This is a genomic window from Parabacteroides sp. AF14-59 (assembly GCF_003479515.1).
Classification (GTDB): Bacteria; Bacteroidota; Bacteroidia; order Bacteroidales; family Tannerellaceae; genus Parabacteroides; species Parabacteroides faecis.
Map to the genome: position 1 here is coordinate 113,617 of NZ_QUHH01000002.1, position 24,165 is coordinate 137,781.

Annotated in this window: 19 protein-coding genes; 15 read left to right on the forward strand and 4 right to left on the reverse strand. The window is 46.3% G+C overall.

Annotated features, from left to right (window positions below; translation table 11 throughout):
- Positions 1 to 17: 17 nt before the first annotated feature.
- Entirely contained in the window at positions 18 to 848 is an 831-nt protein-coding gene (locus tag DWW23_RS02675; RefSeq protein WP_122351753.1) for an alpha/beta hydrolase, read from the forward strand.
- Entirely contained in the window at positions 845 to 1,984 is a 1,140-nt protein-coding gene (locus DWW23_RS02680; RefSeq protein WP_122351754.1) for a PepSY domain-containing protein, read from the forward strand. Before DWW23_RS02675 ends, DWW23_RS02680 begins: the two co-directional genes overlap by 4 nt.
- A gap of 136 nt (positions 1,985 to 2,120) precedes the next feature.
- Here DWW23_RS02680 and DWW23_RS02685 read toward each other — a convergent pair whose 3' ends face one another.
- Positions 2,121 to 3,125, reverse strand: coding sequence for an AraC family transcriptional regulator (locus DWW23_RS02685; protein WP_122352008.1), 1,005 nt, complete (start codon positions 3,123 to 3,125; stop codon positions 2,121 to 2,123).
- Between the two features lie 102 nt (positions 3,126 to 3,227).
- Between DWW23_RS02685 and DWW23_RS02690 the strand changes: the two genes are divergently transcribed.
- The 3 genes from DWW23_RS02690 to DWW23_RS02700 are packed head-to-tail and all read left to right on the forward strand — an operon-like array spanning position 3,228 to position 7,602.
- Positions 3,228 to 4,049, forward strand: coding sequence for a class I SAM-dependent methyltransferase (locus DWW23_RS02690; RefSeq protein WP_122351755.1), 822 nt, complete (start codon positions 3,228 to 3,230; stop codon positions 4,047 to 4,049).
- 12 nt (positions 4,050 to 4,061) lie between these two features.
- Entirely contained in the window at positions 4,062 to 5,858 is a 1,797-nt protein-coding gene (locus tag DWW23_RS02695) for an ABC transporter ATP-binding protein (RefSeq protein WP_122351756.1), read from the forward strand.
- Between the two features lie 13 nt (positions 5,859 to 5,871).
- Positions 5,872 to 7,602 (forward strand): ABC transporter ATP-binding protein, encoded by a 1,731-nt coding sequence (locus tag DWW23_RS02700; protein ID WP_122351757.1) that lies wholly within the window; start codon positions 5,872 to 5,874, stop codon positions 7,600 to 7,602.
- 42 nt (positions 7,603 to 7,644) lie between these two features.
- On the opposite strand, the gene DWW23_RS02705 is transcribed toward DWW23_RS02700, so the two are convergent.
- Positions 7,645 to 8,409 (reverse strand): DUF6599 family protein, encoded by a 765-nt coding sequence (locus DWW23_RS02705; RefSeq protein WP_122351758.1) that lies wholly within the window; start codon positions 8,407 to 8,409, stop codon positions 7,645 to 7,647.
- On the reverse strand, positions 8,406 to 9,560 hold the full coding sequence (locus DWW23_RS02710) for a DUF362 domain-containing protein (protein WP_122351759.1): 1,155 nt from the start codon (positions 9,558 to 9,560) through the stop codon (positions 8,406 to 8,408). Before DWW23_RS02710 ends, DWW23_RS02705 begins: the two co-directional genes overlap by 4 nt.
- Before the next feature lie 231 nt (positions 9,561 to 9,791).
- On the opposite strand from DWW23_RS02710, the gene DWW23_RS02715 reads away from it, so the two are divergent.
- The 10 genes from DWW23_RS02715 to DWW23_RS02760 all read left to right on the forward strand — a co-directional run bounded on the left by DWW23_RS02715 (position 9,792) and on the right by DWW23_RS02760 (position 22,260).
- Entirely contained in the window at positions 9,792 to 10,349 is a 558-nt protein-coding gene (locus tag DWW23_RS02715) for an OB-fold nucleic acid binding domain-containing protein (RefSeq protein WP_147382582.1), read from the forward strand.
- Entirely contained in the window at positions 10,333 to 10,884 is a 552-nt protein-coding gene (locus DWW23_RS02720; protein ID WP_122351761.1) for a PepSY-associated TM helix domain-containing protein, read from the forward strand. Before DWW23_RS02715 ends, DWW23_RS02720 begins: the two co-directional genes overlap by 17 nt.
- Positions 10,885 to 10,996: 112 nt before the next feature.
- On the forward strand, positions 10,997 to 12,331 hold the full coding sequence (locus DWW23_RS02725) for a DUF4876 domain-containing protein (RefSeq protein WP_122351762.1): 1,335 nt from the start codon (positions 10,997 to 10,999) through the stop codon (positions 12,329 to 12,331).
- 199 nt (positions 12,332 to 12,530) lie between these two features.
- Positions 12,531 to 15,227 carry a carboxypeptidase-like regulatory domain-containing protein gene (locus DWW23_RS02730; RefSeq protein ID WP_233564250.1) on the forward strand — a complete coding sequence of 899 codons (2,697 nt, stop codon included), beginning with the start codon at positions 12,531 to 12,533 and terminating at the stop codon, positions 15,225 to 15,227.
- Between the two features lie 20 nt (positions 15,228 to 15,247).
- The gene (locus DWW23_RS02735) at positions 15,248 to 16,921 is read left to right on the forward strand and encodes a DUF6850 family outer membrane beta-barrel protein (protein WP_147382583.1); all 1,674 of its coding nucleotides are present in this window, start codon (positions 15,248 to 15,250) and stop codon (positions 16,919 to 16,921) included.
- A 21-nt stretch (positions 16,922 to 16,942) separates the two neighbouring features.
- Positions 16,943 to 17,329, forward strand: a complete 387-nt coding sequence (locus tag DWW23_RS02740; protein WP_122351765.1) for a thioesterase family protein — start codon at positions 16,943 to 16,945, stop codon at positions 17,327 to 17,329.
- Between the two features lie 90 nt (positions 17,330 to 17,419).
- Positions 17,420 to 18,700, forward strand: coding sequence for a phosphopyruvate hydratase (gene eno / locus DWW23_RS02745; protein WP_122351766.1), 1,281 nt, complete (start codon positions 17,420 to 17,422; stop codon positions 18,698 to 18,700).
- A gap of 191 nt (positions 18,701 to 18,891) precedes the next feature.
- On the forward strand, positions 18,892 to 19,221 hold the full coding sequence (locus tag DWW23_RS02750; RefSeq protein WP_122351767.1) for a DUF6686 family protein: 330 nt from the start codon (positions 18,892 to 18,894) through the stop codon (positions 19,219 to 19,221).
- Positions 19,222 to 19,382: 161 nt separating this feature from the next.
- Positions 19,383 to 19,733 (forward strand): hypothetical protein, encoded by a 351-nt coding sequence (locus DWW23_RS02755; protein WP_122351768.1) that lies wholly within the window; start codon positions 19,383 to 19,385, stop codon positions 19,731 to 19,733.
- A 217-nt stretch (positions 19,734 to 19,950) separates the two neighbouring features.
- The gene (locus DWW23_RS02760; RefSeq protein WP_122351769.1) at positions 19,951 to 22,260 is read left to right on the forward strand and encodes a TonB-dependent receptor; all 2,310 of its coding nucleotides are present in this window, start codon (positions 19,951 to 19,953) and stop codon (positions 22,258 to 22,260) included.
- Between the two features lie 192 nt (positions 22,261 to 22,452).
- On the opposite strand, the gene DWW23_RS02765 is transcribed toward DWW23_RS02760, so the two are convergent.
- Positions 22,453 to 24,162, reverse strand: a complete 1,710-nt coding sequence (locus tag DWW23_RS02765; protein WP_122351770.1) for a RagB/SusD family nutrient uptake outer membrane protein — start codon at positions 24,160 to 24,162, stop codon at positions 22,453 to 22,455.
- Positions 24,163 to 24,165: the final 3 nt, after the last annotated feature.

Consider the following 24,165-nt stretch of genomic DNA (forward strand, 5'->3'; position numbering starts at 1 on the left):
AACGATTAAGATAAAAGATGATTCGTATTCACATCTTTCTTGTATTCCTCCTGCTCCCGCTAACCATGCGGAGCCAGGAGGATATTTGTATAGGAAAGAAATACAGCCTTTATTCCACGGTCTTGCAGGAAGAACGAAACTACTGGGTACATTTGCCCGACAATTACGAACGGGATACGACACAACGCTATCAGGTGATCTATCTGCTCGACGGGGATTCATTCTTCCATTCGGTTGTGGGTATTAGCCAAACATTCACTACTGTTAAAGGCAAACATCTTCCTCCCAGCATCATTGTCGGTGTACTGAATGTCGACCGTACACGCGACCTCACTCCGACAGCTTCTGCTGCAGGACGGGATGGAAAGATTACCCCGGGCACTCTCCCGCAAGGGGGCGGAAGTGAGTCGTTCAGCCGTTTTCTGACGGAAGAGCTTCGAGGTGTAATAGACAGTAGTTACCGGACGAACGGACAGAATATGTTGATCGGACATTCTTATTCCGGTTTGTTTACGCTCAATACATTTCTCCGCCATACGGAACTGTTCGACACCTATCTGGCTATCGACCCGAGCCTGTGGTGGGATCAGGGCAAACTGTCACAGGAGGCCGCTTCGCTGATCGAAGGAAAGGACTTTGCAGGGAAAAGCCTGTATATCGGTGTCGCTTCCAAAAAACGTTCCGATCGGGTGGATATCCACCTTAATAAAGTGAACCATCTCCTTCAGGAGATTTTGCCGCAGGCGAAAAACCTGCGTTTTTTTAGTAAATCATTTCCCGAAGAGAACCACGGAACAGTCGCTATTCCGGGAATATATGACGGGATCAAACAATTATTTGGTAAATGAGAAAGTTATTTGCAAAAATACATTTATGGTTATCCATACCTTTCGGCATCATCATTGCGATTGTCTGCCTGACAGGTGCAATATTGGTATTTGAAACAGAGATACTGGAAATATGTTATCCTTCCCGCTATTTCGTCAAGGAGGTAAAAGGGGAACCGCTACCTCCTGCCGCCTTATTAAACGCTGCACGCCAGCAGCTTCCCGACTCAGTCAAGATAAACGGTCTACGTGTCATGCAGGATCCGAAAAGGACCTACCAGGTAGTCTTACCGGGTAAAAAGGCGGCGGCATTCATCAATCCCTATACTGCAGAGATCACGGGTATCGACGACGGACAGGGATTCTTCATGCAAATGATGCGCCTGCACCGCTGGCTGCTCGATACCTATAAACGAGACGACAGTTTCGCTCTGGGTAAAGCGGTTGTCGGATATTCGACGCTGGTACTTGCCTTTATCCTGATAAGCGGGTTGGTTATCTGGTATCCCCGTAATAAGAAAGCGCTAAAAAATCGTTTGAAAATAAAGACCAAAGCGGGCTGGTATCGTTTCTTTTACGATCTGCATGTTTCAGGGGGCTTTTATGCAACCTTGCTATTACTCGTCCTGACATTGACCGGATTAACCTGGTCCTTCGGTTGGTATCGCGATGCTTTTTATACCGTATTCGGTGTCGAAACGGCTCAAACGCAGGGGCATACACAGGCTCCAGCTTCGTCCGATTTAAAAGGAAAATCGGGAGAGAGAGGCACTCGTGAAAGAGGCTCCAAAGAAAAGGTAACCAATTATGTACAATGGGCAACAGTTTTAGCTGATTTGCAAAATCGTTATCCGCGATACAACTCCATTACTATTCAGGATGGATCGGCAACGGTGTCTGCTGCTCAATATGGTAATACACGGGGAAGTGACCGTTATACTTTCGATCCGGCAAACGGTGAGATCACAGATGTACAATTATATAAAGATCTTCCCAATTCCGGAAAGATCAGGGGATGGATCTATTCAGTACATGTCGGCTCATGGGGAGGCCTGACTACCCGCATACTGTCCTGCCTGGTCTCTTTCCTCGGAGCAGTATTTGCCATAACCGGTTATTATTTCTGGATAAAAAAGAAAATCAGAAAGAAAAAATAAGGATGGGATTTACCGAAAGTAGACTATCCCATTATCAAAAAGGCTTGGCTATTACAGGTTCATTTGCTGTCAATCATCAAATGAACCTGCAACTAAGCTGGTCTTATTATTTTCTATAATTAACTTACATTCCTTTTTAAGCTTTCATTCTATATTCTGAAGGAGCGATATTAAATTTCCTTTTAAATGCCGTGCAAAAATGTCCCTGATAATCATATCCGACCAGACTGGCAACCTCGGCTATCGTCTTATTGGTATCCAACAGATAGTGAACAGCCATATTCATTCGGTAATCAAATAAATAATTAAAGACAGTCGTCCGAAACGTCTGTTTAAAACCTGTTTTCAACGTACATTCGTTCGTCCCGACGCGCAAAGCCAGATCACGCAATGACGGCGGGTTCAGATACTCGGTGCAGATAATATCCCGTGCCTGGTAAATCTTATCCCGGTCAGAAACGGAGACCACTCTTTCCTTAGTCTCTTCCTTTCCTTCCGTCTCCCGCATAAACAGGGACAAACATTCGACCACTTTTGCCTCCAGATACATCGGCGAAGCATTCCCCATCATCCGCGATAATTCAATATCGTTCAATGCCGTATCCAGAGTTACGGGAATCAGTATATTTTCGGGAGCCAGAAAAAAAGTCTCTCCACTGTCGAGCCGCAGATAAGCCTTCTCGAAATATTCAGGATAGCGTTCCGACAGATGACGGAAGAAATCAGGTGATACCAGCACATTTGTCATGCTGAAAGTCTCCCCTTTGCTAAATAGGTTACGTTCCTCCTTGATCCCCGAGCTGACCATGACATTCGTATATCCTTCCGCCCAGATCCGCTTATCCCGTGTCTCTGCCATAAAACATTCAACCATTCCCTGACGGACAAAAGAAAGTCCCATAAAAGAACAATCCGCATTCCGTGAATGCAGGCAACAATCCTCTTTACAATGTATCTGGTACTTTGCCACATTGAAATCCTTGCATTTGAACTCGGAAATACTGTAAGTCAGCAACTCGTTCCCCATATTCCAGCTACTCTCTTCCAGCCTACCGGAGCCATTGGTAGAAAAGTAACTTATATCCGGCATTTCCAGGGCGATCGTGTCTCTTCCGCGAGATGAAAGTTCGATGTGTATCATTTTTTCCGTCAGATTAAAATGCAATTCCTTCTTGCGTAAATAATTCGGTAGCAAATATCCCACCTTTGTATCAGATAATCAATCCCTAAAAGTAGGTATATTATGAATAAAATAAAACCCGGGATAAAGGACAACGTTGCAGAAACCTTATTCATCCCCTTACTTTCACGCGCCTATGAAAGCCGCCGGAAAGATGCGATATTAAAAGACCCGATGGCTTGCGAGCTGGTTGAAAAAATAGACTACGACTTCGCCAAATTCGGAAAGATTTCGATGAGTACAGCCGGTACTGCCATCCGTTTGCGCCGTTACGACCGGCTGGTTAGTTGGTTCATCGATCGTACAGAAACCGAAGACCCTGTAGTAGTGCAGATAGGTTGCGGCCTTGACAGTCGTTTCCAACGCGTCACCAACCGCAACCAGGCAACCTTCTACGAGCTCGACCTGCCCGAAGTGATCGAACTGCGTGAGAAGCTATTCCCCGCCTCGACAAGAGATATCAACATCAAAGGCTCCATGCTCGAAACAGATTGGATGGATATGCTGAAACAAAAGCATCCGCACAGCCGCTTTCTTTTCCTTGCTGAAGGAGTGATGATGTATTTCTCCGAAGAACAGGTTAAATCGGTTATCCAAAATCTGGCTAAACGTTTCCCCGGTTGCGAGATCTATTTCGACTTCGTCAGCAAATGGGCGGCACGCAACTCCGATAAACATGAGTCGGTAAAACGTACGAAAGCCCGTTTCCATTTTGGGTTGAACGATCCTCACACTGTCGAACAATGGGTACCGGGGTTGAAACTGATCGAACGGTTTTATTTTGTTAGCGAAGAAAAAAAACGCTGGGGATTACCCGGACTAATTATGTGGCTGATCCCGGCCCTGCATAAATCGTTCGGGATCGTAGGCTATAAAGCCAAATAAAGAAAAAACAATATGAAAGAGCAAAAGAAAAAAGGGTTATCGCGTCTGTTAGAGATCGCAGGTGAAAAGAAAGGGCTACTGATCCTGGCGGGATTTTTGTCGGCGTTAAGTGCCTGCTGTATGCTGGTTCCTTATCTGTCAGTCTATCAGGTACTGGATGAGTTGTTGAAAAATGCCGGAAACGTAACGGCTTCGGACAGCGGATACATGATCCGATGGGCATGGATCGCCTTTATCGGACTGGCAGCTGCCTTGTTGTTACTCTATGGCGGACTGATGGCATCCCATGTGGCAGCGTTCCGTATCTTATACGGCCTGCGTGTCAGGCTTTCGGAACATATCGGACGGTTACCGCTGGGTTATCTGAACGGCACATCGACAGGAGCGATCAAGAAAGCCCTGGAACAGAATGTGGAAAAGATCGAGAACTTCGTGGCGCATACCATCCCTGACCTGGTAAATGCAGCAACGACCGTTATTGTTATGTTCGTCATCTTCTTTAGTCTGAATGGCTGGATGGCGGCAGTCTGCCTGCTGGCAATCGTAATCGGTATATCCGTCCAGTTCTCCATGATGTTTGGTAAGAAAGCGCAGGAGTTCTTCAAAATGTATTTCGATACATCGGAACAGATGAGTGCCTCAGCCGTCCAGTATGTCAGGGGAATGCCCGTTGTGAAAATATTCGGGCAGACGGTGGAGTCATTCCGCCAGTTCAGTAAATCGATCTACCGGTTTAAGGAATATGCACTGAATGTGTGCGATACTTATCAACCGGGAATGGTCACGTTTATCGTATTGCTGAACTCAATCGTCACCTTTATTATTCCCGTCGGTTTATTACTACTGGATGGTCAGCCGGGAAATATAGCATTGGCAGCCGTCTACCTATTCTTTATTATATTAGGCCCCGGTGTCGCCTCCCCTTTCTATAAATTAACTTTCCTGGCATCGAACACACGGGAAATAGATGAAGGCGTTCATCGTATCGATGCCATCTTTGCAGAAAAACCTGTACCGGAACCCGTAACCCCTCAACAACCGAAAGGGCATGACATCTGTTTTGAAAATGTCAGTTTCTCCTATGAAAACGCCAAAGAAAAGACTCGTACCGAAGCTCTGAAACATATAAGTTTTACCGCCCGTGCCGGTGAGATAACCGCATTGGTCGGTCCTTCCGGCTCCGGCAAATCCACCATTGCCAACCTGATTCCCCGTTTCTGGGACGTTACCGAAGGGACGATCAAGATCGGCGGCGCTGATATCCGGAATATCCCTTCCGAACTATTGATGGATCAGGTCTCTTTCGTTTTCCAGGACACCTTCCTCTTCTTCGATACCTTATACGAGAATATCCGTGTCGGTAAACCCGATGCCACCGAGGAACAGGTGATAGCCGCTGCCCGTGCTGCCCAATGCGACGATTTCATCCGCCGGTTACCACAAGGGTATCAGACACTAATCGGTGAAGGCGGCGTTTACCTCTCCGGTGGAGAAGCGCAACGGGTAGCCGTGGCACGTGCCATCCTGAAAAACTCCCCGATCCTGGTACTGGACGAAGCTACCGCATTTGCCGACCCCGAAAATGAATACAAGATGCAACTTGCTATCCAGGAACTGATCAGGGAAAAGACAGTCATCATCATCGCCCACCGCCTGTCGTCGATCATTTCGGCCAACCAGATCATTGTTTTAAAAGAGGGAGAGATCGCCCAGCAAGGCATCCACAGCGAACTTTCGGTAAACGAAGGACTCTATAAACAGATGTGGGATGCCTATACCGACGCTTTTCAATGGACATTAAAGAAATAAGGAGATAACAAGAATGAATGCACTTCAAAATATAACGATCGGCCACACCGAACGGCTCAGGAAACCGGTCGGGTTCACTATTCTGGCCAACCTGGTCAATATTGTACCTTTCATGCTTTCGATAGAGGCAGTGAACATCATCTTTAAAGCCTTCGACGGCAGTGGCAGCGGACTCGACACGACCCGCCTGTGGGTTATCTTCGGCATCCTCGCCGCTTATATGCTGGTGATGGCCGTTGCCGAACGCCAGTCGTACCGGCACAATTTCCGCGGCGCTTACGAAATGAGTGCCGACGGCCGGATACGGTTGGCGGAACATCTGCGCCGCTTGCCCTTAGGCTCCCTCTTCCGGCATGATCCGGGCGACCTTGCCAGCATGATGATCAGTGACTTTACGTTGGCGGAGACTGGTATCTCCCACCATCTTCCCCAGCTGATGGGTGCATTGGTTATGCCTGTACTCGCTTTCTTCGGGTTATTATGGATCGACTGGCGGATGTCGGTAGCCATGTTCATCGCTCTTCCGCTGGCGGTTCTGGTCCTGACAGGAAGTACCCGCATACAATACAGCCTGAGTCGAAAGCAGATAGAAGCGAAAGTGAATGCGGGCAGCCGCCTGGAAGAATATCTGCAGGGTATTCGCGTCATAAAAGCATATAACCTGCTGGGAGGTAAATTCGAACGCCTGCAAAAGGCATTTGCCGATCTGCGTCGGGCCAGCCTGCGCCTGGAAGCCCTGATGGGACCGTTCATCCTGCTGTCCATCACCCTGGTACGTGCCGGACTGACTCTGATGATCCTTTGCGGTGCCTATCTGCTGGTAGGCGGCCAACTCGACCTACTTACTTTCGTCATGTTCCTGATTGTCGGCTCTCGCGTCTTCGACCCGCTGACCTCGGCACTGACCAATTTCGCTGAGTTCCGCTATTTCTCCATTGCCGGTGGCCGTATCCTCAACCTGATGCGTGAACCGGAAATGACAGGAAAAAAGGAAAGCCCGAAACACGGGGATATCACTTTCGAAAAGGTATCGTTCGGTTACGGTGAGAAAGAGATATTGCATGATGTATCGCTCACGTTGAAACAAGGTTCGCTAACCGCACTGGTCGGTCCATCGGGAAGCGGTAAGAGCACGCTGATGAAGTTATGCGCCCGTTTCTACGATCCTCAAAAAGGGAAAGTCCTGTTGAACAGGCAGGATATGAAAGAGTTGGAACCCGAGTCGCTGATGAAGCATATATCGATGGTTTTCCAGGATGTCTATCTGTTCCAGGACACAATCAAGAACAATATCCGTTTCGGCAAAAGCAATGCGACTGACTCCGAAATAGAAGCCGCTGCCCGCAAGGCTTGCTGTCACGACTTCATCATGCGTCTGCCGGGTGGTTACGACACAATGGTGGGGGAAGGCGGCTGTACACTGTCAGGCGGTGAAAAGCAACGTCTTTCCATCGCCCGTGCCATACTAAAAGAAGCTCCCATCGTTCTGCTGGATGAAGCCACCGCCTCCCTCGATCCCGAAAACGAAGTGGAAGTGCAAAAAGCCATCAACACCCTGATCGAAGGGCGTACAGTCATCGTCATCGCCCACCGGCTAAAGACGATCCGCAACGCCGACAAAATCATCGTGCTGGAAGACGGTTATATCGCCGAACAAGGTACGCACGACGAACTGCTCCGCAATCAGGGATTGTATCACAAACTATGGACGATCCAGGAAAAGACGATCGGGTGGAAACTCTAAAAATATCTTCTCCCCTCCCGAGAGGAACCGGAGGCGCGTAAGTTAAAAACCAAACCCTCCGTGATCCTCTTCTTCCGATTCTTTTTCATTACCACGAATATAGATAAAATCGTTCCCACTCTGAATAATATCGGAGGCGGGAACTTTTTCTTTCAGCTTCTTCAACTCTTTTTCTTCTTTCACACAGACCAAAGCACGGTAACTTTTCGAAGGTTTATCTGCGATAAACCAAACTCCGGTATAATCAATCTCTTCCAGGTTATGCATCAATGAAGTACTAACGCCGGAGATACCGATCGGTCCACGGAAAAACTTTAGTTTGCCCGACCAGGGAGACAGCTCCTTTAATAATGCCGGAAATTCCGGATTATCCTTTCCATCCATCGGAAGATACTGCCGGATCAACCCGTCAACCTTATTCTTCGCAGCAGCCGAACCGGAAGGAAAAACAACCGAAACATATTTATTCCCGGCTACCGCTTGCAACTGATAAGGCGAAAGACAATCGATACATCCCAATGTATCCGCCCGCTGACACCGGAACACATGCAACGAATAAATACCGAAAGCATCCTCGGGTGTCGGCATCTCATAAATCTCTATTGTATATTCTTGTCCGTCGTAAACCACATCCCGGGCGGTCAGTTTGCTGACACCGTATTCGAGGAACTGCTCCGCGCCGCCGTTCATAAACCCGTAGAGTCCCGAGCCTGTAAACACCCGTTCCCTTTTCACTTCAACCTCCTGTGCAACCAGAAAGGCGGGGATCAACAGCAGGAAACCTGCCCATCGTATAAAATGTTTCATACCTGCAACGTTGTTTCTATCAGTTCGATTTTATCCTTATCAGCTACACCGAGTTGAAACTCCTGCGCCATATCCATAAAGGTACGTGCTCCGGCTTTCTCTTCTTCCTGCAATCCCTCTTCGATACGCTTGGCGATCACTATATCGTAACTGATACGGTCGACCGCCACCGGATCACTTCCAGCCAGGATAGTATTATAATGGCAGATAAATTGGGGATTGGCAGCCGGTCCGCCGTCAAAGCAACCGATCATTCCGTCGACAATATTCAACACCACCTTATCCCGTAACGGAGGGAAAGCACAAACCGAAGCACAGGTATCATGCCACATCGGGCCGTGTAACCGGGCCGTATTCGTAATAGAACCGAAAGCCAGATTCTTCATGCAGCAAGTGATTGTTGTTCCAGCATTCTTCAGAACCGGCACATTGATGATCTTCGTTACCATCTCCGTACATATCTTCGTGAAATAAGAGTTTTTTCCACCATTGATCATGAAAGGCATCGTATAGGCATCATATTCTCCTTCGAGGTCAACGGAAAAGTACTGCTCCTTATCGATCCGTCCTTCCCCATAGAATTTGCCTTCGGCATTGATATAACTGCCTTTCTCATCCTGATACTCTGTCCCGATGATCTTTATATCCGGATAGTTCTCTGTGGTAAAACCAGATTCCTTCAGGTCCGCTTCTCGCCTGTCCCAGATAATGACATTCTTCCGGGAAATACCGGCTTCCTCCAACTGGTTGATAATGGATTGCGTCAACGCATGTGAAGTAGACAACAGTTTCCCTGCTATCGGATTTACTTTTAATCCGATCACATCGTCAGGACCGACAAACTGTAGCCAGGCTTCTTTCAGATTACTCTTTCCGGTCAGATTCAACATACAGTTCCTAAGCATTTCATAAGCAGCTTCTTCGGAAGGCTGTCCGTCGACAATGCAGCCGGGATGAGTTGTACGGGCTACTTTTCCGGGATATTTACCCGGCATGGAATTTTCCTTTCTGGGAACAGCCAGAGCATCCTTTATATTGGTTGCTGGTTTCTCTTTATCTGCCTGCACCGCGGGAACAGCCTTTACGATGGGAGAAAAAGCAACACTTGCCCCACCGAGGGCCAGTGAACGGAAAAAGTTTCTTCTTTTCATGGTATTACTGATTAAGTCTTCAAGGTGCTAAGATATTGATTTTATCCGGGGCTTTACCGGTTTTCTGCGGATTATTCTTCTGCAAAAGCATAAAAAGGAGATTTCCGCCTGTTCGCCTAAAAGTAGGTATGCCCCGGGCAAAAATCCCTACTGTTAGGTATTTAGCTAAACGAAAGCCCATTATATCTTTGCAGTGTAAATTATTAAGTATTTATTAATATGTTTAAATCTATGTTTAAGTATTTATCCTTATCGCTCTGCCTGGCTTTCTGCCTCACAGCTTGTAACAGCAATAACAAGCAGAGCGCACAAAAAGAAGAAAAGAGTTGTTGCGAGGCATCCGCTGCCAAAGCAATCGCCACTGCCTACACTCCTGAAAAACTGATGAAGGACGGCAGTTCGCTGGTCGATAAAGAGATTGCCTTAAAAGGCTTTGTGACGCATGTCTGCAAACATGCCGGAAAGAAATGTTTCCTTTCAGGTGAAGACGGATCGGATATATCCATCCAGATTATGGCCGGAGGTGATATCGCCTCGTTCGACAAAGAACTGATCGGTTCGGAAATAGAAGTAAAAGGGGTGGTAAAAGAACACCGTATCACCAAAGATGCCATCGATAAGCAGGAGACAGCCGTCAAAGAAGAGATGGAAAAAGAGGGATGCGAAATGGAACGCTGTGATGCCGTCATGAAAAATGTGAATCAGATGAAAGAGTGGATGGCCGACAACAGCAAAGATTATTACCCCGTTTATTATGTAAACGGAGATCATTATGAAGTGGTTGAATAAAGGTAAAACTCTTTATTGGCTACGCAGTGTTCACCGCGATTTAGGTTTCTTGTTAGTTGGTGTTTGCTTTATCTACGGAATATCAGGATTTCTGTTAAACCACATGAATGGGAAAGACCCCGCTTTCAAAACACGGCAAGAAGTAATAAATATTGAGGAAAATCTCACTAAGGAGGAATTGGAAAAACAATGGCTGGATATACTCCGGCTTCCACCTGTCAAAAAGATACTATCGACTGATGATACACATATCAAAGTGATGTGCGAAGGGGGAATGGGTATCTATCATATCCCGGAAGGGAGACTGGAATACGAGATACACCAGAAACGTCCTTTCGTCTACTGGATCAATAAGATGCATTATAACCGGGTAAACGGATGGAACCTGATGGCCGACCTGTTCGCCGTTTCGCTCCTGTTCTTTGCCATCTCCGGAATTGTCATCGTCAAAGGCAAATACGGGATAGGCGGACGCGGTAAATGGTACCTGCTGGCTGGGTTGATCATCCCCGTACTCTACGTGATATTTTCCTGACAAAACTCCCGGTCCTTTATTGGAAGAATAAATACAGACAAGGCTTATATAGCTTTGCCCGGGCTCTTATTATGTTTTCTCATTAATAATTTTAATTAAAATAAGACGCACAATGAATAAATTTCTACACTTCATACTGGCCCTGGGGCTAGTTGGATCGACCGTCCTCTGCTCATGCAGCGACGACGAAAAGAAAGAGGTTACCGAACAAAAAGTATTGGTGAAGTTCTCAGCCAAACCGGTCATCGAAGACACCTTCGATGCAGACATGATTAAAGGTCTTAATGCCGTATTCACCAACATGCGTAACCAGGACACGACACACTGTATACTGGATGCAACAGGTATCGGCACAGCCAATCTCTATATGGGAACCTATAATATCTCCATCGAAGAAAAAATACTGGATGCAAGCGGTGCCGATTCGATCTATATCTCCGTGAAAATGGAAAATATATCCGTCAATCAGAACGGACAGGAAATCGAAGGAAATCTGAGTGCATTACCGGCAAACGGGAATGGCAGTAATTTCATCTTCAGTGAAATATTCTTCAACGGGGAACAAAATACAGGTCTGATGATGCATCCCGACCAGTATATGGTAATCTTCAATCCTACAGCAGAGATTCTTTACGCCGACGGTCTTTCTATAGCCGTAGCAAACCAATTGACCTGGGCTCCTAAAGAATTATGGTACGATCAATTTTATCCCGATAAAGTTCCGGTTCCCGGCTTTATTACGATCCCCGGAAACGGTACGGAACATCCGGTTAACCCGGGTGAAAAGCTGGTTATCGCTTTTACGGCCATCGACCATTCAGCCATTGTGGAAGAAATGGAGATCAACGGAGAGATAAAAATTATCGGTTACGATCATGCCGTCGACCTTTCCGGTGCTGATTTTGAAATCTATTACGGACCGGATGCCAATGATGTGGATAATCCGGAGGTACCGAACGTATTGCTCTCAGAAAACGGGGATGCCTATTTCACGAATCCCAGTGCAGGGAAACGTTACTCCGTCGGCTTCTCATTCCAGCCGAGAGGTTATTTTGCCCCATTCATGTTCAAGATCGAAAACGGGGAAAAAGCAACGATAGAAAAATTTATCGCCGACAACTCGGTTCCTTTCTACCATGAAATACCGGCTACCTCAGAGACTCCGGCCGAAACGATCGATGTCAAGCTATGGGCTATACCGACCAGCCTGATCCTGGATGGCGTACAGACCAGTGATGTACCTCAGGATATCGTGACACGTACTATTCCGGAATCTGTCGACCGTGGAAAGTTCCTGGTTACCGGTTGCCACCGTCAGGAATTGGCTATCCGTAAACCCAAAATGGTTGGGGAACAAACATTCTACCAGGATACCAACAACTCTTCGGATGACTTTATTATGCAAAAAGGCCAGAATGCATTCCCTGTAGGATGGCGTAATAAATAAAATCATATTTGCCAAATGAATGGGGGTTGTGTCGATGAAGCATACACGAGAGTGACTTATGACATAACCCCTTTTTCAAAATAATTCAATCCTTACCCGTATGTTTCATCCCAAATCGATATTTCTTTTCTTCCTTTTCGCAACACTGCAATGCTTTTGTTACATACAGGCAACAGAAGAGAATAATAATCTGTATATCTTGAAAGGTAACATTTTATCAGCCTCCGACAGTCAGCCCGTCAGTTTTGCCATGATTACCATCGATGAGCAAAATATCCGGACAGTCAGCGATATAAACGGCTATTTTATCTTACCCAAAGTTCCGGGCGGTATCCACCGGATACAAATAAGCTGCCTGGGATATAAGCCCGAAGAAAAGCTGATTGACGTGCAGAAAGAGACGGAAATAGAAATCAAGCTATCCGTCACCAGCATTGCCCTGCCCGAGTTTGAAGTCATGGCCAAGCGAACGAAGCGTGACAAACTGGTCGTCAATGAAGCTGCTATTGAGTATATACAGCCCACTTCACTGGCAGATGTCCTGCTGTTGCTTCCCGGCAATGTATATAAAGAAAACGACATGAGCAGTTTTACTCAAATATCTTCACGCCAAGCGGGAAGCGACGCCAACACCTCCCTCGGGGTTGCAATTATGACGGATGGAGCACCGGTTACGAACGACGGTATGCGTACCCAGCTGGTTGGAGTGACTGAAAACTCCTTTTCTTATAGCGGGGATACTGAAATTAAAAGCCGCACCGGCATGAATCAGGGAGTCGATATGCGCTATATTTCGACAGACCATATACAAAGCGTCGAATTTACCCGCGGTATTTCTTCCGCTCGCTACGGAAACCTGTCCAGCGGAATGATCCAGGTCAATTCCAAATATGGGGTAACCCCTTTACGGGTCCGCGTAAAAGCCGACCTGAAGAATAAGCTGGTTTATGCAGGGAAGGGATTCAAGCTGTCGGACAAGGCCGGAACACTTCACCTCGGAGCAGATTATTTACATTCCATCGACGATATACGCGAAGAAATGGATAAATTCTCACGCCTTACGGCACAAGCCTACTATAATAATCAGCTGAAATGGGATGATTACCAACTCGATCTGGATGTCAAACTAAACCAGACCGTCACAATGAATAAAATGAAGAAAGATGAGCTGACCTACGAGTATGATGAAAGCTATAAAGCTGATTATTCAAAAACCAACCTGTTATTGAAAAGTAATCTGACACTGAATCGTTTCTGGATAGACAAACTGGAATTTATGCTTTCTTCCGATGTTGTATTCGATAAGATTACACGACATAAATTTGTGAGCTCGTCGGGCGGACCGCTCAACATGCCTTTGGCTAAAGAAGAGGGCGAGCATGAAGGGGTTTTCCTTCCGGCCATGTATTACAGCGATTTTTATATCGAAAATATCCCGGTAAATCTCTTTACCCAATTACACGCCATATCACGTTTCCAGTTATCCGATCCACTCGGTATCCATGTACAGTACGGACTGGAATACCGTCGTTCCAAGAACAAAGGGGATGGAGCAGTGATCGGAGATGAAACACGACCGCCTTTTCCTTACGACAACAGCTATATGCGTCCGCGTCCGAACTGGCAGATTCCGGCTCTTTCGGTCGGTGCAGCTTATCTGCAGGGCGAACTTCTATATGGAATAAACGACAACCGCCTACTAAAACTATCGCTGGGAGGCAGGATCACGCAAATGTTTAATCTGCCGGACGACTACGCCCTGGCAAATCATGTCTTGTCCGAACCTCGTATAAACCTGTCATATACGTTTGGAAGCACACTCAAGAATAATTTCCGTATAGGCTACGGGATGGAAAATAAATTGCCGACACTCGATTATCTGTATCCGGAAAAGCTTTATAAAGATTTCTATATGCTGAATGCTTATACGAATAAACCGGAATACCGTCGCCTGATCACTTATACGAATATCTTCGATGTTGCCAATAAAGATATCCGTGAAAACAGAAACCGGAAGATGGAAGCCGGATGGGATCTGGAGTATAAAGGTTTTGATATTTCCGTCACCGCTTTTTATGAGGAAACAAAATCGGGATTCGAGTATTTCACAATTTATAATCCGCTGACTTATGATTTATACAACACGGTAAAACCGGGTGTCAACATCAGCAACCATATTCCACAAAAGGAGGACTATATAAAAGAGAGTTACAGCCTGTTTACGAACTCTTCCCGTGTTATGAACAGCAGGAAAACAATCAAGAAAGGTATGGAATACCGGATCATCTTTCCCAGGATACATCCTTTATACACGACCATCGAGTTGAACGGTGCCTATTACAAAACAAATTACGGCTCTGTATTGCCTGAATATTACTATCCGAACAAGAAGATTGCAAACAACGTTTATCCGTATGTCGGAATTTACAATACAGACCCGCAAAATGAGTACCGCCGGTTGAATACGAATATATGGTTGAATACGCATATCCCGAAGTTCAAACTGATCTTTACTAATTTCATTCAGTTGGTATGGCTATCTTCCCAGCAATATAAAGATTCTCATGAGAAATATCCTTATGCTTATATGGATCTTGAAGGTGTTGTACATGAAGTCAGTGCAGCAGAGATAGAGAAGATCAATTCGGATGACATTGTATTCCGGCACCTGAAGAAAACAATTCTGCCGATCGGTTATGCACGCAACAACAAGCCGGTCTCTTTACTCTGGAATATCAAAGCGACAAAAGAGTTCAACAAGTATGCCAAACTCTCTTTCTTCGTAAACGGTATCATCGACATCAACCCTAAATACACGACCGGCGGCAAGAAAACCGACAGGGAGTGGACCGACCCTTATTTCGGTGTTGAATTATTCCTGAATTTTAGCTTATGACAACTATGCAACATACCCAAATGAAATATCTATTCCTGTTCGCAGGTTACTTACTGACGATCTTCCGGGCAGACGGACAAACGGCTAGCCTGACAGACTGCCTGCAAACGTCGCTCTCCCCTTCCGAAAGCCGTTACAATACGGTATCGTCCGATATGGAAACGAAATGGCAGCAACTGTTATACCGTAATCCTGCATTTTATGAACTGAAACATACGCACAGCAACCTGCTCAATACGGGAAAATACCGCTCTGTAATAGCGACCGGATATGCAGCCGGTGATCTCGACGGTGATTTCCTCCCTTATGAAGGGAATGCGTATGAAGATTTCCGGATCATGGGATCGGGCGAATACTCGATCTCGTCTGCAGGAACTATCTTCGGTACGGCCCAGTATGCCCGTGGTACCCACCGGAACATCGGATGGAATGCTACACGTTATGCTGAATTATATCAGCCGTATATATCGACCGACTCGGTGGGCGGTGATTTCCATTTTGAAGATTACCGGATCGAAGGCGGCTATTCTTTCCAACTAAAGAAGCTGTTCCTGGGCGTATATGCTTCATTTCACGGAGAGCAGGCACATCGCAAATCTGATCCGAGAGCGTTGAACAACACGACATGGCTCAGTTTAGGTATCGGGGCAGGCAGGTTCTTCAACCGACATCTGGTGATGGTACAGGCTGGCTTCGAACGTAACAAGCAACATATCACGATGCATTACTGGCGCCCCGGACAGCAGGACAGGTTCTTTATCGGCTACGGATTCGGGCTTTACGATGTCCGTCTGAGTGGTGTCTTGTTCGGTTATTCACGCATGTATTATTTGAATGAAGGGAATGCGATGGTTACTTATCAATCACCGGTCGATAAGCCGTTCATCCTGTCGGCAGCCCTCGGTTATAAATATGATTTTATGAAGACGGAAGAGTCGGATATCAGGGATTTGTACGAATCACGTACCCACCGGATAAATCCGACCGTACAGCTGAAATGGCTTCCATCATCCCCTCTTAGTTTCACTTTGTTTCTGGAAAATCATACCGACAGGCGGAAGGGATATGAAAATATATTCGAACAATATCTGGTGGACGAAGCAAACAACATTTACGATTTTCGTCTGATCGACACACAACAGAAATACAGCAGTTCGAAATCGGAAAGTCTTGTACAACTGAAAGCCAGTTACCGGATCAATCCGGCTCACTCATTGGAACTGACAGGTGGTGCAGCTTTATTCCAGCGCGAAGAGAAATACAAAGAAGAGAATTACCGGGTGAAAAATAGTTCAGTGTCTCCGCATATCGGAATCGGATATAAGATGAAACTGAAAAAGTCGGAAACAGATATTTCCTGTTTCTTTATCAGGCAACTGGCAACAGACAGCCAGTATGATGTCGTTATGAAGAACACCCATATCGAGCACCTGGATTTCCAGCATACATTTGCCCCGTATGCCTATTATAACAGCGACTTTACAGCCGTACAACTGGCTGCGACGTATGTCTACCACTTGAAAAAGTGTGGTATCGGGGCTAACCTGAAACTAATGTATAAAACAGGTGACCGTAATAGCGAAACTGCCTATACTGGTGAGATCGGTTTTGCCTCATCCGCCCCCATGATAACGGCTATGCCCGATAAACATGATGAAATATGGGGAAGCGGTTCTCTATTTTTTGTATTTTAGCTGCCCAAATAAGTAAATAATATGCTGGAAAAAGGATTACAACACACAAGCAGTACCGTAGTCAGTGCCGCTAACTCAGCCCGTACCATGGGATCGGGCGACCTGGATGTATTCGCCACACCGTCGATGGTGGCTTTAATGGAAAACGCAGCCATGCTGGCTGTTGCCGCCGAACTGCCGGAAGGCTCGACAACCGTAGGTGCACAGATGAACACGTCACATATCAAACCGTCCCCGCTGGGAGAAACAATTTCCGCCACGGCAACCTTACAGGAAGCGGATGGCCGCAAACTCACTTTCAGCGTTGTGGCACAAGACTCAAAGGGGACGATCGGCGAAGGGACGCATATCCGTTTCATCGTAGACAAAGAGAAGTTCCTATCGAAGATCTACCCTACCAACAAATAGGTATTTCACGGGCACAGAATGCCCATTTATGGTGATTTCACGTTCTCCGATCTCTTTCTATATTTGTTCCGTCTTAAAAATGAACAAACAATGAAAATAGAAAAGATTACAGGACGTGAAATCCTCGACTCAAGAGGTAACCCTACCGTAGAAGTAGATGTATTATTGGAATCAGGTGTAACAGGCAGAGCTTCTGTCCCCTCCGGCGCATCGACCGGCGAACACGAAGCACTGGAACTGCGCGACGGTGACAAGAAACGCTATTGCGGTAAAGGTGTACTGAAAGCTGTTGAAAACGTAAACAAGATAATCGCTCCGGCCCTGAAAGGCATGTCAGCATTGGATCAGGTAGGTATCGACCAGGCCATGCTCGAACTGGACGGAACGAAGACCAAATCAAACCTCGGTGCAAACGCCATCCTCGGTGTTTCCCTTGCAGTTGCCAAGGCTGCTGCCAACTATCTGGATATTCCTTTATATAGATATATCGGCGGAACAAACACATACGTGATGCCGGTTCCGATGATGAACATCATCAACGGCGGTTCACACAGTGACGCTCCGATCGCTTTCCAGGAATTTATGATTCGCCCGGTAGGTGCTCCTTCTTTCAAGGAAGGTCTGCGTATGGGTGCCGAAGTATTCCACGCATTGAAGAAAGTGTTGCACGACCGTGGCCTGAGCACTGCCGTAGGTGACGAAGGCGGTTTCGCTCCTGCTCTGGAAGGAACGGAAGATGCTTTGAACTCGATCCTTGCCGCTATCAAGGCTGCCGGATACGAACCGGGCAAAGACATCATGATCGGTATGGACTGCGCTTCTTCCGAATTCTACAAAGATGGTATCTACGACTATACGAAGTTCGAAGGTGACAAAGGCGTAAAACGTACTTCCGACGAACAGGTAGATTACCTGGAAAAACTGATCAACGAATATCCGATCGACTCTATCGAAGACGGTATGAACGAAAACGACTGGGAAGGCTGGAAGAAGCTGACCGACCGTATCGGTAACCGTTGCCAGCTGGTAGGTGACGACTTGTTCGTTACAAACGTCGACTTCCTGTCGAAAGGTATTCAGGAAGGTTGCGCCAACTCGATCCTGATCAAAGTAAACCAGATCGGTTCATTGACTGAAACACTGAATGCGATCGAGATGGCTCACCGTCACGGCTACACGACCGTCACTTCTCACCGCTCCGGCGAAACAGAAGATGCAACGATCGCCGACATCGCCGTTGCTACCAACAGCGGACAGATCAAGACCGGTTCATTGAGCCGTTCAGACCGTATGGCTAAATACAACCAGTTGCTCCGCATCGAGGAAGAGTTGGGAAACAAAGCTGTATATGGCTATAAAAGATTAAAGTAATCTCATAAAATAAATCATAATCGCTAATTTACCAAAACTAGGATTAAAGTAAAGAGCTTCCCCGTGAGGAGAGGCTCTTACCTTTTTATAGGTATTCAATACCCGAGTTTTACCATCTTATTGCGATTGTATATCTGTCAAAGAATGAAGACCTTTGGAAAGTAATTAACAAGATATTCCTATTATCCATTATGAAGATATTAAATAAAACTTTCAACGGCCAACTCACATTCTGCGAATGTTGCAATACATATAGTCTCGAATTCGGTAACTTCTTTTTCTGCTTCACCGAAGCCGGCTACCAGAACTTCAGAAGATATGTAAACAGTATCGACGGCGACCTGTCCATACAGAACAACCAACATTTTGCCTCTAACCGGAAAATATGTATAAAGATACAATCGGAAAGCATCTACTTCTGCCTGAATAAAATGGAACTGGAAGAGTTGAAAGAACTTCTTTCCGCCCGGAGAAACGGCAAGAAGTCCCCTTATCTGGCACAGAACTATTCACTGAACTGACATACTAGATATATAATAACTAATTTGCACAACTAAAGAATTGAAGAGAAGCTTCTCTGCGAGGAGAGGCTTTTTTCATACCTTACAGTAGGTATTTAATACAGATTTAATATCATACCCTTCTTTTATATATAAATAAAGCCTTATATTTGCAAAAGGTGATGGAGAAGTTTAGGAAATATCTGCGTATAGCGCTCCCCGCACTGTTCATTGCGTATCTGGGATGCCTGATTGCGTTTACCCACGTTCATATTGTGAATGGGGTAACGATTGTCCATTCGCACCCATACCATAAGACAGACGACGGACGCCCGGACCATGAACATGGTTATGCCGAGTTCCAGTTACTTCATCAACTATCGACTATTCAGATCAGCGGTGCTGCATTTGTCTCTTTATTGCTTGCCGCTTTTCTTACAGTATTATTCAGATTATCCTGCAATCCGGTCTACCCGGATTATCTGGTCCCCATACAAGGGGAACCGTCTCTTCGCGCCCCTCCTGTAGCCTGATAAATATGTTCCCATGCAGTTTGCCAACCTTTTTCATCACGTTGGCAAAGTTCTGCCACGCCTATGGCAAAGTCCTGCCATGCCTGTGACAAAGTTGTGCCATGCCTATGGCAAAGCTATGCCATGCTTGTGGCAAACCCTTCAACATGGGAAGAAGAGTCCCGGAAAATACCGGGCATTCAATTATTGTATTACCTATTTATCAGATTAAATCAATATGAATAAGATTATAACACTTATACTATGCCTATGCTGTACCCTAACGGCTGCATGGGCCACTGAAGAAGAGAAAATGAACGCATCGGATGCAAACGTATTCGGGCATGTATTGGATAAAGAAACCGGCGAGCATCTGCCATTTATCACCGTTATACTAAAAGGAACAACCATCGGAACGACAACGGACAACTCCGGTCATTATTTCCTGAAGAACCTGCCGGAAGGAAAGTTCACCCTCGAATTTAAGTATCTCGGTTACAAGACTGTCACCCGCGATGTAAAACTGGAGAAGGGGAAAACACAGGAAATTAATGTAGAGATGGAGGAAGACAGAATCGCCCTGGACGGCGTTGTCGTATCGGCAAACCGGAGTGAAACCTCACGGCGTCTGGCTCCTACACTGGTAAATGTGATCGATTCGAAGATATTTAAGACAACCAATGCGGTGAACCTGGCGCAAGGATTGAACTTCCAGCCGGGTGTGCGTGTGGAAACGAATTGCCAGAATTGCGGTTTCCAACAGGTACGTATCAATGGGTTGGACGGTCCTTATACGCAGATACTGATCGACTCGCGCCCCATATTCAGTGCACTTTCGGGAGTTTACGGACTGGAACAGATTCCGGCCAATATGATCGACCGTGTGGAAGTGATGCGTGGAGGCGGTTCAGCATTGTTCGGTTCTTCCGCCATCGCCGGAACGATCAATATCATTACCAAAGAGCCGTTACGTAACTCGGGCGAACTGACACATACATTGTCTTCTATCGGAGGAAGTTCCTCTTTTGACAATAACACGACACTGAATGCTTCGCTGGTAACGGATAACGGGAAGGCGGGAATGTATATCTTCGGACAGAACCGCCATCGTTCCGGTTACGACCATGATAATGACGGCTATACCGAATTGCCAAAGTTGAAGAATCAGACGGTTGGTTTCCGTTCCTATCTGAAAACAAGCACGTACAGCAAACTGACGTTCGAATATCACCATATGAACGAATACCGTCGCGGCGGCAACCTGTTGGATCGTCCGCCCCATGAAGCGGATATTGCCGAACAGTTGGAACACTCCATCGACGGCGGAGGATTGAAGTTCGACCTTTTCTCATCCGATTACAAACAGAGGTTCAGTGTCTTTACCTCGGCCCAAAACACCGACCGCGACAGCTATTACGGCACCGGACAGGACCCGAATGCGTATGGAAAGACAACCGACCTGACCTTTATGACCGGTACACAGTATTCGTACAGCTTCGACCAGTTCCTCTTTATGCCGTCAGACCTGACCGCCGGATTGGAATACAACTACGATCATCTGAAAGACGAAATGATCGGTTACAACCGCTACACCAACCAGAAAGTCCATATCGAAAGCCTTTTCCTGCAGAACGAATGGAAAAACAAACGGTGGAGTTTCCTGATCGGAGCGCGTATGGACAAGCACAACATGATAGATAATGTGGTATTCAGCCCCCGTGCCAACGTTCGTTTCAATCCGACGGAAGATATCAATATACGTGCCAGCTATTCCAGTGGCTTCCGTGCTCCGCAGGCTTTCGACGAAGACATGCACATCTCTGCCGTCGGAGGTGAGATAGCGATGATACGTCGGGCGAAAGACCTGAAGGAAGAGAAATCGCAAAGCCTCAGCACATCAGTCGACTTTTATCACCGTTTCAAGAACGGTATCCAGGTAAATTTCCTGGTGGAAGGCTTTTATACGAGTCTGAACGATGTATTCGTGCTGGAAGAAATCGGGAAAGACGAACAGGGCAATATCATCAAAGAGCGCCGGAACGGTTCGGGTGCAAAAGTGATGGGGCTGACCCTGGAAGGGAAAAGTGTCCTTTCTTCCTGGTTGTCTTTACAGGCAGGAGCCACATTCCAACGCAGCCGTTACAACGAACCGGAGAAATGGAGTGAAGATGAGAACGTACCGACCGAAAAGAAGATGTTCCGTACCCCCAATACATACGGTTACTTTACCGCGACACTGACTCCGTTGAAACATTTCACGGCTTCCCTGTCGGGCACTTATACCGGAAGTATGCTGGTTCAGCATCTGGCAGGTTACATCCCAATGGATAAAGCGGTTAAGACACCGGACTTTTTCGATATGAATATCAAACTGGCGTACGACTTCCACATTTATAAAGATATCAACCTGGAAGTAAATGCCGGTGTACAGAATATCTTCGAAGCCTACCAGTCCGACTTCGACCAGGGTCCGAACCGTGACTCTGCTTATATCTACGGGCCGGCAACACCGAGAAGTTATTTCGCCGGTATCAAGATCAGTTACTAAAAGAATGATCCGCCTTTTCCTTTTATCCGTTCGGCAAGTTCCCTCACCCTATGGAGACAGCATCGCCGGGGTAAAAGGAAAAGTCCGGTCATTCCATTTTATCTATTAAAACACAACTCATAAATTGCCCCACCCACCAATCCGCTACCAGCATTCTTTCTACAAAACAGATAACCTAAACATTCCTGCCAATCAATACCCAGGATTCTGTTCCAGCAAATTATTGGCACCTATTAGACTATAATGAATAGGGAAACGGTTCAGGTTCGTATTATTAGTAGCCTGATGATCCCACCAGTTTTCGGTCACATAAGCATCCCACCGCACCAGATCAGTACGTCGGCGTCCTTCACCCAGGAATTCCTGCAACCATTCATCCAGCATACGGTATTTATCCAGATTGGCTACCGTAACCGGATCGGGATCATTTCCATTCTCAAAATACCGTTGACGAACCGTATTTATCAACCGGGCAGCTCCTTCATTATCTCCTGAACGCATTTTACATTCAGCCAGCATATAATAGATTTCTGCCAAACGGATAATAGGCACATCCGGGTCGAACTTCCGGATTTTCTCATCCTGATTCGGACGCGGACTCCGTTTGGTAACACGTACACAAGAAGATTCTTCGGCCGTAGCAATAGTTGAAGGCAAAGATTCCAATGTCGGGTAATCCGCCGATCCGACTTTTGCAAAATAGGCTACCTGATCACGGACTACTAACGGCTGGCCATTATATTCCCTGCTGCCCGTACAAACCCACTCCGGATTCAAAGGATTGATCAATTCACCGACGATAAACATTCCCCGGTATTTACCACTTCCTTCATACACATAAGGTTGTTTGCGGATATCTTTATCATTGAATTTGGAGTAAGCACCTCCCAACTTATAAGGATACTTCTTTCCTGTCGGGTCCAGACTGGGAATCAATCCGATACCATTATTAGAACCGGAACCTTCCAAGCCGCCAAGATAGTTTTTATAATTGTAAGGGACCATATAACTCCAATACATTCCATCCGTTTCCAGTTTAGCATTCTCACTGGGAACCGACCAGATTATCTCAGGGCAAGTTTCGTTGTCAAAACCGAAAATATTTGTCCAGTCCGTATCCAGCGCATACTTACCATATTTCCCGTCGATAATGTCCTGACAGATAGCGGCAGCTTCAGCGTACATCTCTTTTCCGATATAAGGCTTTGCATTGAAATAAAGCCGGGCCAGTAAAGCTGCACCAGTTGCCCGGTGAAGACTTCCGTTCTCCATAGCACCCAACTCCTCTTTAACCGGTAAATTGGGTATTGCTTCATTCAAGAGATTTTCTACAAAATCAAATGTTTCCTGGTCGGTAGACCGACCTTTTACATCGCTCTGTGTCGTCTCATAAAGGGGAACCCCGCCGAAAAGATCCAGTCCGTCCAGATAAAAAGAGGCAACCAGAGCTTTCTGTTGGTTAAGCATTGACTCTTTTGTCCCTTCTTCAAATCCCAAAGCATCGAAATCAATGTTTTCCAGATCTTCCAACGCATCCCAGGAGAGCGCGACTCCCATAGCGAAGTTCGTCCATCCTGTTTCCACAAATGCCATATCCTCCGTATAGTCATGGTGATGGAATTTCTGATACATAGCCCCGTTATACCAGTCACTACCCCGGGTTGGCAGACAGAACTCGTCCGTCCCCAGTTCCTGAAGCATCCAACGGGGTTCGTTATGCCCCACATACCAGCGCCAATGGGTAAACGGACGGTTAAAACGTTCCCATACCGCATCCTGGGAGGTATAAAAAGTTTCGGGAACTACCTGCGAATAAAATGTCGGTTCCACATCGCAGGATGTTGCTGCCAGTAAACAAGCGATACCCGAACATATATAATTTATTATCTTATTCTTTTTCATTCT

Excerpts from the sequence above, each read along its gene's own strand:
- DWW23_RS02725 (WP_122351762.1), top strand. The coding sequence starts at position 10,997 with ATGAATAAATTTCTACACTTCATACTGGCCCTGGGGCTAGTTGGATCG.
- eno (WP_122351766.1), top strand. The coding sequence starts at position 17,420 with ATGAAAATAGAAAAGATTACAGGACGTGAAATCCTCGACTCAAGAGGT.
- DWW23_RS02685 (WP_122352008.1), bottom strand. The coding sequence starts at position 3,125 with ATGATACACATCGAACTTTCATCTCGCGGAAGAGACACGATCGCCCTG.
- DWW23_RS02740 (WP_122351765.1), top strand. The coding sequence starts at position 16,943 with ATGCTGGAAAAAGGATTACAACACACAAGCAGTACCGTAGTCAGTGCC.
- DWW23_RS02735 (WP_147382583.1), top strand. The coding sequence starts at position 15,248 with ATGAAATATCTATTCCTGTTCGCAGGTTACTTACTGACGATCTTCCGG.
- DWW23_RS02765 (WP_122351770.1), bottom strand. The coding sequence starts at position 24,162 with ATGAAAAAGAATAAGATAATAAATTATATATGTTCGGGTATCGCTTGT.
- DWW23_RS02675 (WP_122351753.1), top strand. The coding sequence starts at position 18 with ATGATTCGTATTCACATCTTTCTTGTATTCCTCCTGCTCCCGCTAACC.
- DWW23_RS02760 (WP_122351769.1), top strand. The coding sequence starts at position 19,951 with ATGAATAAGATTATAACACTTATACTATGCCTATGCTGTACCCTAACG.
- DWW23_RS02695 (WP_122351756.1), top strand. The coding sequence starts at position 4,062 with ATGAAAGAGCAAAAGAAAAAAGGGTTATCGCGTCTGTTAGAGATCGCA.
- DWW23_RS02750 (WP_122351767.1), top strand. The coding sequence starts at position 18,892 with ATGAAGATATTAAATAAAACTTTCAACGGCCAACTCACATTCTGCGAA.
- DWW23_RS02680 (WP_122351754.1), top strand. The coding sequence starts at position 845 with ATGAGAAAGTTATTTGCAAAAATACATTTATGGTTATCCATACCTTTC.
- DWW23_RS02715 (WP_147382582.1), top strand. The coding sequence starts at position 9,792 with ATGTTTAAGTATTTATCCTTATCGCTCTGCCTGGCTTTCTGCCTCACA.
- DWW23_RS02720 (WP_122351761.1), top strand. The coding sequence starts at position 10,333 with ATGAAGTGGTTGAATAAAGGTAAAACTCTTTATTGGCTACGCAGTGTT.
- DWW23_RS02705 (WP_122351758.1), bottom strand. The coding sequence starts at position 8,409 with ATGAAACATTTTATACGATGGGCAGGTTTCCTGCTGTTGATCCCCGCC.
- DWW23_RS02690 (WP_122351755.1), top strand. The coding sequence starts at position 3,228 with ATGAATAAAATAAAACCCGGGATAAAGGACAACGTTGCAGAAACCTTA.
- DWW23_RS02755 (WP_122351768.1), top strand. The coding sequence starts at position 19,383 with ATGGAGAAGTTTAGGAAATATCTGCGTATAGCGCTCCCCGCACTGTTC.
- DWW23_RS02710 (WP_122351759.1), bottom strand. The coding sequence starts at position 9,560 with ATGAAAAGAAGAAACTTTTTCCGTTCACTGGCCCTCGGTGGGGCAAGT.
- DWW23_RS02700 (WP_122351757.1), top strand. The coding sequence starts at position 5,872 with ATGAATGCACTTCAAAATATAACGATCGGCCACACCGAACGGCTCAGG.